Raw genomic sequence first — 12,139 nt, 5'->3', positions numbered from 1 at the left:
GCAGGCCGCGCGGGCAGGTTTCACCGGCGTCGCCCGCTCTGAAAGCGCCCTGAAGTCGCGCTGAGCGCGGGACCCGCCACGCTCCACGGGACGACGACGCCGGCCCGGTCGGGGCCGGTCGCACGGGAGGGGGATCACCATGGACGGCCTGGGACGGATGCGCCGACACGCGGCGGCCTTCGGGCGCTTCGCCGGGCTGGGCACCGCGGTCACCCTCGGGGCCTCGGCGGCCCTGGTGCTGCTGTCCCGGTGGATGCCGTGGCCGGCGGCGAACGCGCTGACCACCGTGGTCTCCACGGTCGTCGCGACCGAGCTGCACGCCCGTGTCGCGTTCGGTCACGGACGGCCCGGTCTCACCGGCCATCTGAAGAGCGCGGCCACCACCGCCGTGGGCTGGCTGGTCACGTCCGCCGCGGTCGGCGCGCTCGCCGCGCTGCGCCCGGGTTCGGGGATCGTCGTACAGCAGATGGTGTATCTGTCGGCGACCGCGCTCGTCGGGATCGGCCGCTATCTGGTGCTGCGCCTCGGTGTGTTCGCCCGGCGTCCTCGTGCCGACCGGCGGACGTGGGCCGCGGCGCGGGAGGCTCAGGCGGTCGCGGCGTAGCTCCAGAAGTCGCGCATCCAGGAGGGGAAGGCAGGTCCGGACAGGCCGCGGGCGGTGAGGAGAACGGTCACCGTGTTGGTGTCCGGGACGATGTGGGCGGCCGTGCCGGTGCCGCCCACCCACCCGTACCGGCCGGGGATGTTCCAGGGTTCCGTGGCCGTGACGTCGACCGCGCCGCCGTAGCCCCAGCCCTCGCCCTGCAGGAAGACGGACCCCTCCTCGCGCTGGGCCGGGTTGAGGTGATTCGTCGTCATGAGGCGGACGGACTCCGGGGAGAGCACGGTGCCGCCGCCGGCCAGCAGCATGCGGCCGAAGGCCAGCCAGTCGGCAGCGGTGGACACCAGACCGCCCGCGCCCGAGGGGAATACGGGCTCGGTGGACCATGCGCCGTCCGGGGCGTCGGCGACGGTCAGGGTGCCGTCGGCGTCCGCCCGGTAATAAGGGGTGAGACGGTGCAGGTCCGCTGCCGGTACGGCGAACCCGGTGTCGGCCATCCCGAGCGGCTCGAAGATCCGCTCGGTCAGGAACTCCGGCAGCGAACGCCGCGCCGCCCGTGCGACGAGGACGCCTTGCAGGTCGGAACTGGCGTTGTAGAGGAACGCCTCGCCGGGCTGGCGCAGCATCGGGATGCCGGCCAGTCCTGCGGCCCACTCGTCCGGCGTCGCCGTGGGCCTCGGGCCGCCGTTGTACACGGCCACGTCCGCGAACAGCGGCTGCACGGCCGACGCCGCGAAGTCCGCGCCGAAGCCCCAGCCCGAACGCGACGACAGGACGTCCTCCACGGTGACGGGACGGGCGGCCGGCACCAGGTCGTCCAGTCCGCTCGCGGGCGTACGGACGACGACCGGGGACGCCAGCTCGGGCAGCCAGCGCGCGATCGGCGCGTCCAGGGTGAGGACGCCGTCGTCGACCAGCGCCAGCACGGCCGCGGCGGTCACCGGCTTGGTGACCGAGGAGAGCCGGAACAGGGCGTCGGCCCGCAACGGCGCAGGGTCCGCGGGCCCGGCCGATCCCACGGCCACGGTCTCCACGCCTCCGGCGCGGTCCACCACGGCCACCGCCCCGGGGAAGGCACCCTCGGCGACGTACTTCTCCAACAGCGCGGTCAGCTGGCTCATCGGACTCGGCCTCTCGTGGTCGGCACGGGGTACGGCTCTAGGACCGTACGTCCGCGGGGAACTCATCGGCGTCGGCGGCGGGGCCGGGTGTGTCGTCGCCGAAGTCGGGGGTGTCGGTCGTCAACAGGTGCTCGGCGCCGCCTTCGAGGGTCCGGGCGGTCTCGGTGGAGCGGGGCAGCATGATCTTCTCGTAGGCGCGGACGGCGTCCTCGACGGTCGCCGCGTTCGCCAGGGAGAGGGCGAGGTCGCTCGCGTCGAGCATGGCGAGGTTGACGCCGACGCCCAGCGGCGGCATGAGGTGGGCCGCGTCGCCGAGCAGGGTCACGGTCGGGTCGGGCTCCCAGGTGTGCGGCACGGGCAGGGCGAAGATCGGGCGGTCCACGTAAGGTCCGTCGTTGTCGGTGATCAGCCGGCGCAGGCGGGGCGACCAGTGGGCGTAGCTCTCCAGGAGCCGGGCGCGGACGGCGTCGGTGTCCCCGGCCGCCAGGCCGCTCGCGGTGATCCAGTCGGAGGGTACGCGCTGGATCAGGTAGACGCGGATGTGGTCGCCGCCGTTGCGCTGGGCGAAGACGGCGCGCTCGCCGTCGGCGGCGTGCGCGCCGCCCTGGCCGACGAGTCCGGCGATCTCGGGGTGCCGGGCCTCGACGTCGGAGAACCACGCCTCCAGGAAGCTGACCCCGCTGTACCGCGGGACGGCGGGCGAGACGGCCGGGCGTACGCGGGAGAAGGCGCCGTCGGCGCCGATGACCAGGTCGGCCTCGACGGTGGTGCCGTCGGTGAAGTGCAGCAGGCGCGGGCCGCGGGCGGGTCCGCCGACGTGGTCGAGGCGTCGGCCCCAGCGCACCGTGCCGGGTCGCAGGGAGTCGAGCAGCAGGTCGCGCAGGCGGCCTCGGTCGATCTCCGGCTTGAACATGTCGTCGGGTCCGGGGATCCGGTGGGAGGTGATCAGGCCCGCTGGGTTCAGCCGGCGCATCTCCTGGCCCTCGGGACGGGCCAGTGCGAAGAACTCGGCGAGCAGGCCCGCCTCGCGCAGGGCGATCTGGCCGTTGTCGGCGTGCAGGTCCAGGGTGCCGCCCTGGTCGCGGGCGTCGGGGCCCTCGTCGCGGTCGTGGACGGTGACCTCGATGCCGTGCTTCTGGAGGATGCGGGCGCAGGTCAGTCCGCCGGGGCCGGCTCCGACGATGCTGATCCGGGCGTGAGTGGGGTGCGGTGAGGTCATGGGTGTCTCCTCGCGGTGGGTGGGGTGGGGGCGCGGCGGCCGGAAGGGCGTCGCCGGGGTCGGGCCGCGGTGTCACATCCGTACGGCCAACGGGGGCCGCGGACGGCATCTGCCCGCCAGCTTCTAAAAGTAGAGTACGCAGAAAAGTAGAATGTGACAACTCTTATTCGGGTGGCACCTTCGGATAGGCTCACGGCATGACCGAGCCCGTTGTCAGCCGCCGGGAACGCAAGAAGGCCGCCACCCGGCAGGCGATCGCCGACGCCGCACTCCGACTCTTCCTGGAGCGCGGCTACGACCACGTGAGCATCAAGGAGATCGCCGAGACCGCGGACGTGTCGACCGCCACGGTGTTCAAGCACTTCACCGGCAAGGAGGCGCTCGTCTTCGACCAGGAGGAGAGCACGGACGCGCACCTGGCCGCGGCGGTGCGGGAGCGGCCCGCGGGCGTGAGCGTCCTCGACGCGCTGCGCGAGCACGTGCTCGCCACCTGGCTGCCGATCGCCGGGCATCCCCAGCGGGTGGAGTTCACCCGCCTGGTCAACACCACCCCGGCGCTGCGCGCCTACGCCGAACGCATGTGGACGCGGCACACCGACACGCTCGCCGCGGCCATCGCCGACGAGTACGGCGTGGCCCACGACCACCTCGCCTGCGCCGCCCTGGCCCGCTTCGTCCTGGAGGTCCCCACCCTGGCCCAGCGCCAGCGGGACCACAGGGCCGCCGTCGAGGAGGTCTTCGACATCCTCACCCATGGCTGGCGGCCACCCGCCGCGGCCGACGGCGCGTGAGACGGGCGGCCTCGGCCCTGTCGAGGGGGGCTCCGGCGCCTGCCCGCTTTTCCCGCCGCGCGCCGTCGACGGCGTTGACCGAGCGGCCGCCCCTGCCGGGCACGGGTCCGCGGCCACGGGCCGCATCTGCCGCCGGACGCACGCCGGCCGGGCCCCCTCTCGCGGGGGACCCGGCCGACGTGTGTGCGCTCGGTCAGAGGGCCACGGGGCCGTGCTCGTCGCGCTGTCCGGGAGCGCCGCGCCGGTAGAGGAGAGCGGTGAGGACGAGTCCCACGGCGAAGAAGAGCGCGGACCACCGGTAGGCGGTCGAGAAGCTGTGGATCTGCGCCTCGGCCAGCACCTGCGGGGTGGGCCTGCGGTCGGTGAGGTAGTGGGCGGCCGCGGTGGTGGCCAGCGTGTTCAGCAGTGACGTGCCGACCGAACCGCCGATCTGCTGGCTGGTGTTGACCATGGCCGAGGCGACACCGGCGTCGTCGGCGCCGACTCCGTACGCCGCGAAGTTCATCGAGGGCGAGATCACCATGCCGAGGCCCAGGCCGCTGACGAGCAGCATGGGCAGCACCTGGGCGGCGTAGCCGCTGCCGGTGTCCAGGGTGGTCATCCACAGCATCGCCGCACCGGCCAGCGCCATGCCGACGGGCACGACGGGCTTGCCGCCGAGCCGCGGTATGAGCCGGTTGCTGGTGACCACGGACGTCACCACCATCACGGCGACCATGGGAAGGAACGCGCATCCGGTGGTGACGGGGCTGTAGCCGAGGATCTCCTGGAGGTAGTAGGTCAGGAAAAGGAACACTCCGAACATGCCGGCTCCGGCCACGAGCATGCCGGTGTACGCGCCCGCGCGGTTCCCGTCCAGGACGATCCGCAACGGCAGCAGCGGGTGGGCCGACCTGGACTGCCACAGGACGAACAGGGCCAGCACGATGCCGCCGGCGGCCAGGAAGCCCCAGGTCATCGGCGAACCCCAGGCGTGGGACTCGGCGTTGGAGAAGCCGTAGACGATGCAGAAGAGCCCCGAGGAGGCCAGCAGGGCGCCGGGCAGGTCGAGTTGCGGGCGCCGGGCGGGGCGTCCGCCGCCGAGGAACCTGGCTCCCCCGAGCAGGGCCAGGGCCGCGAAGGCCACGTTGACGTAGAGGCACCAGCGCCAGCCCAGATATTCGGTGAGGATGCCGCCGAGCAGCAGGCCCACCGCGCCGCCGGTCCCGGCGATGGCGCCGAAGATGCCGAACGCCTTGGCGCGTTCCCTGGGTTCGGTGAAGGCCGTGGTCAGCAGGGAGAGCGCGGCGGGGGCCAGCAGCGCGCCGAACAGGCCCTGAGCGGCGCGGGCGGTCACCAGCATGGCGAAGGTGCCGGCGGCGCCGCCGACCGCGGAGGCCGCCGCGAACCCGGCGAGGCCCACCAGGAACACGCTCTTGCGGCCGGCCAGGTCTGCGATGCGGCCGCCGAGCAGCAGCAGGCTGCCGAAGGCCAGGGAGTAGGCGGTGACGATCCACTGCCGGTTGCCGTTGGAGAAGCCGAGGTCGTGCTGTGCGGACGGCAGCGCGATGTTGACGATGGTGGCGTCGAGAACGACCATCAGCTGCGCGGTGCCGACGACGGCGAGGGTCCACCAGCGGTTGCGGGGACCGGAGGAGTCGGGCCGGGTCTCGACGCCGCTCTCCTCGGTGGTGCGGGACATGGGTGACTCCATGGAGGTCGTCTGGTCGGACGGTCGGGTGGTTCAGCCGTGCAGCAGCGCCGGCATGACGAGGTCGTCGATCAGCCTGGTCAGGTAGGCGGCGTCGACCGCCGTGGCGTCGAAGAGTCCGCCGGCGGTGGTGACGCTGAAGGCCAGCCGCACGAGATGGTCAGCGGCGGCGGGCCTGCGGGGCAGTTCTCCGCGTTCGACGGCCCTGGCCAGGAACTCCTCGACCTGCGCGGCGTCCGGAGCGATCACCGACTCCCGTACGGCGGCGGCGAGTTCCGGATCGCGCAGTGCCGCGTGCGAGACCGCCGTCACCAACGGGGTGACCTCGGCGACGTCGTCGGCGATCCGGTGTACGAGGGCCACCAGGTCGTCGCGGAGCGAGCCGGTGTCGATCGGGTCGTGGTGCGTCGGCCGCGCTCCGCGCATGGCCTTCGCGATCATCTTCGGCTTGGTGCCGAACTGCCGGTAGAGGGTCGCCTTGCTGCAATGGCCGCGGGCGGCGACGGCGTCCATCGTGAGCGCCTCGTAGCCGGTGAGTCTGAGGACGTCGCGCGCCGCTTCGAGGAGGTCGGCCTCCCGGCCGGCCGTCATTCGGGGGCGGCGGACGACGTCCGGACGTTCACTGGCGGTCATGCGACACCTCTTTAGTACGGAACCGTTCCGTACCAAAGTTAGCGACCAGCCCGGGAGAAACGCAAGCGTTCTATATCGGCACCACCCGGCCGCAGCCATGCTGACCAGCTCTTTTACGGCGGTGACCGTCCCCGGCGCGGGCGGCTTTTGCCCGTCTTGCCCGTAATGCACCCCCACTCGACCGTTGCCGCCTTCCTTCCGAGGCTGTACAAATAAAAATGAAACTTCGTTATAGAGAGGCCATCCGATGAGCGTCACCCGTGTCCACCATCTGAACTGTGCGTCTATCCAGGGGCTGTCGATCCTGGGTCAGCACCTCATCTGCCACGTGCTCCTGCTGGAGACCGCGGACTCGGGCCTGGTCCTGGTCGACACCGGCCTGGGGACCGCCGACTACGCCGACCCGACCTCGCGGCTGGGCGCGGAGTTCGTCCGCGGCTATGCCCGGCCGAGGATCGACGGCTCCCTCGCCGCCGTGCACCAGATCCGCGCCCTCGGCTTCGACCCGAAGGACGTCCGGCACATCGTGCAGACCCACCTCGACCTCGACCACGTCGGCGGGCTCTCCGACTTCCCGCAGGCCGCCGTCCATGTGCACGCGACCGAGCTGGAGATGGCCATGCGCCGCCCGTCCCTCAAGGCACGGCGCAGGTACCGGCCGCGCATGTGGGAGCACAACCCTGACTGGCGGACGTACCGGCACGGCGGGCAGCAGTGGTTCGGCTTCGAGGCGGTGCGCGGGCTGGAGGGCCTGCCCGAGGACATCCTCCTGGTTCCCCTGTTCGGACATACGCACGGACACTGCGGGGTGGCGGTGAACAGCGGCGGTCAGTGGCTGCTCGCGGCCGGAGACGCCTACTTCGACGCCCGCGAGATCAAGCTGCCGCGGCGCGCGTGCGCGCCGGGTCCCGCTCTGTTCCAGATGGTGGTCACGACGGAGTTCAAGGACCGGCGGCTCAACCAGGACCGGCTGCGCGCGCTGCACGCGGAACACCCGGAGATCGAGATCTTCGCGGCCCACAACCCCTTCGAGTATCTGGACCTCCTCGACGGCGACGGCGGCTCGGCCCACGGTGTCCACCCGGCGAAGCGCTTCAAGCCGCGGAACCGGGCCGTCGGCGCCGCCCGTGCGCCTCGTCCGCACGCCGCCTCGGGACGGTGAGCGGCGATGGACCACGGCGGGACCACCGCGGTCGTCACCGGCGCCAGCTCCGGTCTCGGCGCCGAGTTCGCCCGGCAGCTCGCCCGGCGGGGCGCCGGCGTCGTCCTGGTGGCACGGCGCGCCGAGCGGCTCGCGGCCCTGGCGGACCGGCTGCGCGAACGGTACGGCGTGACCACGCACGTCCTGGGCTTCGACCTGGCCGGCCACGACGCCGCACGCCAGCTGGCGGCCGAGCTGAGGGCCCGGGGCATCCCCGTGGACACCCTCGTCAACTGCGCCGGAGTAGCCACGCACGGCGGGTTCGCCACCGAGGACGCGGCGGCCATCGGCAGGGAACTCCAGCTGAACGTGACCGCGCTGGTCGAACTGACCCGCGCGCTGCTCCCCCAGATGCTCGCGTCCGGCCGGGGCGCACTGGTCAACGTGGCGAGCACGGCGGCGTACCAGCCCACGCCGTCCATGGCGGTCTACGGGGCGAGCAAGGCCTTCGTCCTCAGCTTCACGGAGGCGCTGGCCTACGAGACCCGGGCGAACGGGCTGCGGGTGCTGGCCCTCTCGCCCGGTCCGACGAAGACGGAGTTCTTCGACGCCCTGGGCACCGACCGACCCGCGGTCGGCCTGATGAGCCGGCCCGAACAGGTGGTGCACACCGCCCTCGCCGCCCTGGACCGGCGCACCACCCCGCCCAGTGTGATCACCGGCCTGGCCAACGCCCTTCCGGTGGCCGCCGCCCGGCTGGCGTCCCGACGGATCGCCCTGCGGGTCTCCGGGCGGCTGCTGGGCGCCTGATCCCGGAGTGCCGGTCCGGCTCCGGCCGGACCGGCACTCCTCGACGAGGCCGCGCCCACCCGTGGGCGCGCGGGGACGGCGGCGCCGTTCAGGGCTCCGTCGGCCCCGTGGGATCGGCGGAGGACATGGGCACGGTCGTGGCGGTGCGCTCGGCGGGGTTCCCGAATCGGAGCACGCCGTCCTCGATCCGGCCGTGCCGGAGTTCGCGGACGTCCTCGGAGACCGCGGCCGGCGCCGCGACGCAGGAGCGGGAAGCGCCCGCGATCACCGGCGCCCGGCCCCCGCGGAACGGTTGCCAGAATCCCTCACTCCCGCCAAACTATAATGTATGTTCATTTTTAATGTGAGCACCGACGCTCTCTTCGAGGAGCGCAGCCGCCAGTTCACCGCCTGGGGCATCCCTCCCGCCCTCGTGGAGCGGGCCCGGAGCAGGATCCGGGTCATGTGGGGCACCGGCCCCGGTACCTGGGTCGACGAGTGGGGTCTCCTCGCACGGGAGGCCGAGGCGGACGGCGACTTCCTGCGGGCGGCGCAGCTCTGGGGCGCGACCCGTTTCCCCTCGCTCGCCGCCCCGGAACGCGTGGCCGCCCAGCACGAGCAACTGCGCTGCTACCTGCGGGCGTGGCCGGGCTTCCCGGCCGGATTCCGGCGCCGCACCATCCCGTTGCGCACCCCGGAAGGAGAACACGAGCTGCCGGTCCACGAGTTCACCCGGCGCGGACGGCGGCGCCCGGGTGTGCTCGTGATGTCGGGCGGGGTGGACACCTGGAAGATCGAGATCCACCGGATGGCGATGACGACGGCGAGGGCGACGGGCCTGAAGGTGATCGCCGTCGACATGGCGGGAACGGGCGAGAACCCGCTGCCGCTCACCCCGCACAGCGATCGCCAGCTCCACGCGCTCATCGCGCACGTGAGAGAGGAGCATCCCGGGGAACCGGTGCTCTACTTCGGTCTCAGCTTCGGCGGCCACTGGGCGGTCAAACTGGCGCTGCAGGGCGCGGTGGACGCGGCCGTGGACATCGGGGGCCCCACCGGCGCCGCCAACGCGCGCACCGACCCGCTCGCCATGCCGTACGGCATGGCCGGCATCGTCGGGAACGCCATGGGGCTGGACGCCCTGCCCAGCACTCAGGAGGCCTCGGACCTGCTGGACGGCTTCTCACTGCGCCGCCAGGGTCTGCTGGCGGCCGACGGCGGCGCACCCCTGCTCGCCGCCAACGGGGACCACGACCAGTACGTGCCGCTCGGTGACACCACCGCGCTGGCCGCCAGGAAACACGCCACGGTGTGGATCGTGCGCGACGCGACCCACTGCGCCACGGAGCGCTTCCGTCCCCTCCTGGTCGGCAGCTGGGGCTGGTTGCGGGCGCGGACCGGGGGCTCGCGGCTGGCCGGCTCCGCGCTCCGGCTGCCGTCACGGCGCTTCGTGACCGTGCACGGCTGACCGCACCCCCGCTCCCCCGCTCCGCCACCGCCCCTCTTCCCCGAGGCCCCGCGGTCCTTCCGTCAGGACCGCGCTCCCTCCGCCAGGATCGCGCTCCCTCCGTCAGGACCGCGCTCCCTCCGCCAGGGCCGCACGCGCCGGACACCCGCCGACGATGTACGTTCGCGGGGGGCGTCCGGCGAGAGGGCCGAGGACACCCATGGCGCAGAGACCGACCCGGCGCGGTCCGCTGAGCAGGCAGGAGATCGCCCTGCGGGCTCTGGAACGCTCCCGCCGGACTCCCGCTGTTCGAGGCGGCGTTGAGGGTGCTCCGGCGGGCCGGACCGGAGCCGCCGGCCGCAGTGCACGTCCTGCGGAGCTTCATCGCCTTCCTGATCGGCACCCTGTCACGGGAGGTGGGCACGGCGCCGTCGTACGCGGCGGTGATCCCGGAAGTGGTCACGTCCCGCGCGGCCGATCTCGCCACCAGTGGTTACCCGGCGGTCGCGGCCGCGGCCGCCGAACTGTCGGTCTGCGACCACGAGGCCGAGCTGCGCTTCGGCCTCGACCTGCTCATCGAGGCCGTCCGCCGCAGGACGGAACCCGCGGCCTGACCGACGCCGGGGGCACGGCCCTCCGGGCGGGCCCGAAGGGGCCGTCCGCCCTGAAGTCAGACAGCCCCGGCGGCCGAGCCCCCGGCCAGGAGCGCGGCGAATCCCCGGCTCTGCTGGGCGGCCGAGGTGTCGCCGAGGATCGCCTGCTGGGCGGCGAACCCCATGAGCAGTGACAGCAGGGAGGCGGCCACGTCGTCGGGGTCGGCGTCGGGGCGCAGCTCTCCGCCGGCCTGCCAGGTGGCGGCCGCGTCGCGCAGCAGGTCACGGAAGGACCGGTACGGCGGAGCCGTGCGGTCGAGCAGCGCGGGGCTGCTGAGGGCCGCGCTCCAGCCGTGCATGGCCACCCGGAGGAGGGAGTACTTCTCGTGCCGTGCGAACTTCTCCACGATGGCGGTCAACTGGCCCACGACGACCGCAGGGGCGGGCAGCGGATCGGCGGTCAGCAACGGGAACAGCTCCGCGGTCAGGCCGTCGAGAGCACCGGCCATCGCCGCTTCGACGCCTTCCTCCTTGCTCCGGATGTACTTGTAGACGGTGCCGGTGGACAGGCCGCTCAGCCCGATGATGCCCTCCATCGTGGCGCCTTGGAGGCCGTCCCGGTCCACGCACGCGCGTACCGCGTCGAGGACCTGGTTGCGGCGGGCTGCGAGGTAGGCATCGGTCACGCGGGGCATGTCGAAAAAGTAGAGAAGATCCTCTTGTTTGGCAAGCAGGACCGGTTCGGGAACGTCTGCCCGCAACCCAGCGCGCGTGACCGCCGGATGCCGGGCCCTCACGCCTCCGTCGTCTCCTGGAGGAGAAGCAGCGCGGCGTCGTCGCGCAGCTCGCCTCCGACATGGCGCAGCAGCCGCTGTTGCAGGCAGTCGAGCGTGGCGGCCGGAGTCGGCCGCAGGCTCTCCGCGAGCTGGGGGACGAGCGGGAAGAAGTCGCCGGCGCCGTTCCTGGCTTCGCTGATGCCGTCCGTGTAGAGGAACAGCAGGTCGCCGGGGTGGAAGGGGACCGTCTGCAGGACGGGTGCGCTGCCGCTGAAGCCGAGCAGTCCCAGCGGCGGCACGGTCACGACGGGCGACAGCCGGGTCACCGCGTCGTCCCGCACGAGCAGCGGCGGTTCATGGCCGCAGTTGGCGAGCTGGAGGCGGCCGGGCTCGGGGAAGCCGATCAGGACGGCCGTGACGAAGTCGTCGTCGTCGAAAAGGTCCCGGCGGATGCTGCGCTCCAGCCGGCCGGCCACGTCCAGCAGGCAGGCCTCCTCGTGGGCGGCCTCCCGGAACACCGCGAGCGTGAGGGCGGCGGCACCTACGGCGGCCAGACCCTTGCCGCGTACGTCGGCCATCAGGGCGCGGGTGCCGAAGCGGGTCGCGACGGCTCCGTAGACGTCGCCGCCGACGCTGGCCTCGGCCGCCGCGGCGTTGTAGTGCGCCGCGGTGCGCAGGGTGCCGACCCTCTCGGGCACCGGTGCCAGGACGGCACGCTGGGCGGCCTCGGCGACAGACCGCACCGCGATGAGCCGTCGTTCGTGGTGCAGACGCAACCGGCTCAGGACGGCACTCGCCGCCGTGACGGCCACGAGTTCGGCGATCACGGCAGCCGCGTCGTCACCGCCCGGCGATCCGGGGCGCAGTCCCAGCAGAACGCAGGCGGCAGTGGCGACCGCACCGCAGACCAGGACCCCGCGGGGGCCGAACCGTGCGGCCGTGAGCGCGGGCGCGACGGCCAGCATGGACACCCAGCGCAGTCCCGGCGTCACCAGCGCCACCACGACGTCCACGAGCATGAACGCCGCCGGCGGACCCGCGGTGAGCAGCCGCGCCGCGACCAGGTGTCCCCCACGGCCTCGCCGCCCCCGCCGACTTCGGAAAAAAGACTGCTGCCACACCACACGTATCGCTTTCGAAGCTGCCGAGGACCACCGGCCCCGGCATCGAGCCGCAAAATATCATGATGGTTCATTTCATTTTAGGAACCACGACCCGATCGTCAAGAGCTGCCGGAAAAGCCGCATTCCACCCACGGCGCACATCGAGCGCCGGGACCCGGGGCCCGCGGCAGTGCGGGGACCGGCCGCCGGGTGAACCCGGCCGTCCCGGTCCCCG

The 12,139-nt window shown here is 72.9% G+C and carries 12 protein-coding genes and 1 pseudogene; 6 read left to right on the top strand and 7 right to left on the bottom strand.

Annotation, left to right across the window (positions count from 1 at the left end; translation table 11 throughout):
- Nucleotides 1-139: 139 nt before the first annotated feature.
- Entirely contained in the window at nucleotides 140-604 is a 465-nt protein-coding gene (locus ACIQOE_RS22215; RefSeq protein ID WP_365559920.1) for a hypothetical protein, read from the top strand.
- Here the strand turns inward: ACIQOE_RS22215 and ACIQOE_RS22210 are convergent.
- Both ACIQOE_RS22210 and ACIQOE_RS22205 read right to left on the bottom strand, forming a co-directional pair.
- A complete protein-coding gene (locus tag ACIQOE_RS22210; protein ID WP_401413167.1) occupies nucleotides 586-1,722 on the bottom strand; it encodes a serine hydrolase domain-containing protein in 1,137 nt (378 codons plus the stop codon). The genes ACIQOE_RS22215 and ACIQOE_RS22210 overlap by 19 nt on opposite strands.
- 37 nt (nucleotides 1,723-1,759) lie before the next feature.
- Complete coding sequence (locus ACIQOE_RS22205) at nucleotides 1,760-2,941, bottom strand: FAD-dependent oxidoreductase (protein WP_401413165.1); 1,182 nt, start codon at nucleotides 2,939-2,941, stop codon at nucleotides 1,760-1,762.
- A 197-nt stretch (nucleotides 2,942-3,138) separates the two neighbouring features.
- Between ACIQOE_RS22205 and ACIQOE_RS22200 the strand changes: the two genes are divergently transcribed.
- Entirely contained in the window at nucleotides 3,139-3,732 is a 594-nt protein-coding gene (locus tag ACIQOE_RS22200) for a TetR/AcrR family transcriptional regulator (protein ID WP_401413163.1), read from the top strand.
- Between the two features lie 193 nt (nucleotides 3,733-3,925).
- On the opposite strand, the gene ACIQOE_RS22195 is transcribed toward ACIQOE_RS22200, so the two are convergent.
- Together ACIQOE_RS22195 and ACIQOE_RS22190 are read right to left on the bottom strand one after the other, a co-directional pair.
- On the bottom strand, nucleotides 3,926-5,413 hold the full coding sequence (locus tag ACIQOE_RS22195) for an MFS transporter (RefSeq protein WP_401413161.1): 1,488 nt from the start codon (nucleotides 5,411-5,413) through the stop codon (nucleotides 3,926-3,928).
- 42 nt (nucleotides 5,414-5,455) lie between these two features.
- Nucleotides 5,456-6,055 carry a TetR/AcrR family transcriptional regulator gene (locus tag ACIQOE_RS22190; RefSeq protein ID WP_401413159.1) on the bottom strand — a complete coding sequence of 200 codons (600 nt, stop codon included), beginning with the start codon at nucleotides 6,053-6,055 and terminating at the stop codon, nucleotides 5,456-5,458.
- A 247-nt stretch (nucleotides 6,056-6,302) separates the two neighbouring features.
- Here ACIQOE_RS22190 and ACIQOE_RS22185 point away from each other — a divergent pair, with 247 nt between their 5' ends.
- Nucleotides 6,303-7,217: an MBL fold metallo-hydrolase gene (locus ACIQOE_RS22185; RefSeq protein ID WP_401413157.1), complete on the top strand. Its 915-nt coding sequence runs from the start codon at nucleotides 6,303-6,305 to the stop codon at nucleotides 7,215-7,217.
- A gap of 6 nt (nucleotides 7,218-7,223) precedes the next feature.
- Nucleotides 7,224-8,006, top strand: coding sequence for an SDR family oxidoreductase (locus ACIQOE_RS22180; RefSeq protein WP_365577423.1), 783 nt, complete (start codon nucleotides 7,224-7,226; stop codon nucleotides 8,004-8,006).
- An 88-nt stretch (nucleotides 8,007-8,094) separates the two neighbouring features.
- On the opposite strand, the gene ACIQOE_RS22175 is transcribed toward ACIQOE_RS22180, so the two are convergent.
- Entirely contained in the window at nucleotides 8,095-8,274 is a 180-nt protein-coding gene (locus tag ACIQOE_RS22175; RefSeq protein ID WP_401413155.1) for a hypothetical protein, read from the bottom strand.
- A 75-nt stretch (nucleotides 8,275-8,349) separates the two neighbouring features.
- Between ACIQOE_RS22175 and ACIQOE_RS22170 the strand changes: the two genes are divergently transcribed.
- Together ACIQOE_RS22170 and ACIQOE_RS22165 are read left to right on the top strand one after the other, a co-directional pair.
- Complete coding sequence (locus tag ACIQOE_RS22170) at nucleotides 8,350-9,453, top strand: alpha/beta hydrolase (RefSeq protein WP_401413153.1); 1,104 nt, start codon at nucleotides 8,350-8,352, stop codon at nucleotides 9,451-9,453.
- Between the two features lie 281 nt (nucleotides 9,454-9,734).
- Nucleotides 9,735-10,046 (top strand): annotated as a pseudogene (locus ACIQOE_RS22165) (TetR/AcrR family transcriptional regulator C-terminal domain-containing protein); the annotation flags it as partial.
- A gap of 56 nt (nucleotides 10,047-10,102) precedes the next feature.
- On the opposite strand, the gene ACIQOE_RS22160 reads toward ACIQOE_RS22165, so the two are convergent.
- Together ACIQOE_RS22160 and ACIQOE_RS22155 are read right to left on the bottom strand one after the other, a co-directional pair.
- Nucleotides 10,103-10,720, bottom strand: coding sequence for a TetR/AcrR family transcriptional regulator (locus ACIQOE_RS22160; RefSeq protein WP_401413151.1), 618 nt, complete (start codon nucleotides 10,718-10,720; stop codon nucleotides 10,103-10,105).
- A gap of 98 nt (nucleotides 10,721-10,818) precedes the next feature.
- Nucleotides 10,819-11,820 carry a PP2C family protein-serine/threonine phosphatase gene (locus ACIQOE_RS22155; protein ID WP_401413149.1) on the bottom strand — a complete coding sequence of 334 codons (1,002 nt, stop codon included), beginning with the start codon at nucleotides 11,818-11,820 and terminating at the stop codon, nucleotides 10,819-10,821.
- Between the last annotated feature and the right edge of the window lie 319 nt (nucleotides 11,821-12,139).

It is taken from the genome of Streptomyces sp. NPDC091282, assembly GCF_044757385.1.
Classification (GTDB): domain Bacteria; phylum Actinomycetota; class Actinomycetes; order Streptomycetales; family Streptomycetaceae; genus Streptomyces; species Streptomyces gramineus.
Note: the sequence above shows the minus strand (reverse complement) of the source record. Positions and strands in the feature narration are given on the sequence as shown.